At 64.9% G+C, this 847-nt stretch carries 1 protein-coding gene; it reads left to right on the top strand.

Translation table 11 applies throughout. The annotated features are described in order from the left end of the window. Positions 1 to 546 (top strand): transposase (locus tag ABD352_RS56210; RefSeq protein WP_344620924.1); only part of this gene is annotated, 546 nt, incomplete at its 5' end. Between the last annotated feature and the right edge of the window lie 301 nt (positions 547 to 847).

The raw sequence follows: 847 nt of genomic DNA, 5'->3' as shown, positions 1-847 counted from the left end.
GCCATGATCCGACGGCTGGACGAGCAGATCGGGATTCTGCTGATCCCTTTCGCCCGCCCGATGGAGCTCCTGATGAGCGTTCCCGGCGTCGGTGAACGCGCCGCACAGGTCATCATCTCCGAGATCGGTGTCGACATGAGCCGCTTCCCCACCGCCGCGCACCTCGCCTCCTGGGCCGCGCTCTGCCCTGGCAACCACGAATCCGCCGGCAAACGCACCACCGGCAAGACCCGCAACGGCAATGCCCAACTCTGCAGCGTCCTCGTCGAGGCCGCGTGGGCAGCATTCCGGACCCAGACCTATCTCGGGGCCCGGTTCCGTCGTCTCCATCGCCGCTTCGGCAAGAACGGCGCCAAGAAGGCAGCCGTCGCCTTGGCCCACAGCATCCTTGTCATCACCTGGCACGTCCTGACCAACAACACCGCATACGTCGACCTCGGCGCCGACTACTACACCCGCCGCGACAACCCCGAAACCCGCAAAAACCGCCTCGTCCACCAACTCCAAGACCTCGGCTACACCGTCGAACTCACCCCCACGGCCTGACCAACCACACCAACCCGCAAAACCCATCGGGGCTGCGCCCCGATGCTGCCGCCTGCCCGCGCACGGACCTGTTACGTCTGAGCGGATGCGCCGGCCTGACCCTCTACAAGGTCATCCACGAGCTGCAACAACTGCTCGCGACCTGGACCGGCGCATGCCCCACCTGCCAAAGACCACTGAAACGGTTGCGCCGCAACAGACATCGACAAACCTAACAAAGCACTACTAGGCCCTGCCCTGCCGATCGTGCGGGAAGCACCTCAGCGGCGTTGCGCACGCTGCATAAGCTGGCTCGCATGTT

It is taken from the genome of Dactylosporangium salmoneum, from assembly GCF_039532525.1.
GTDB lineage: Bacteria > Actinomycetota > Actinomycetes > Mycobacteriales > Micromonosporaceae > Dactylosporangium > Dactylosporangium salmoneum.
Note: the sequence above shows the minus strand (reverse complement) of the source record. Positions and strands in the feature narration are given on the sequence as shown.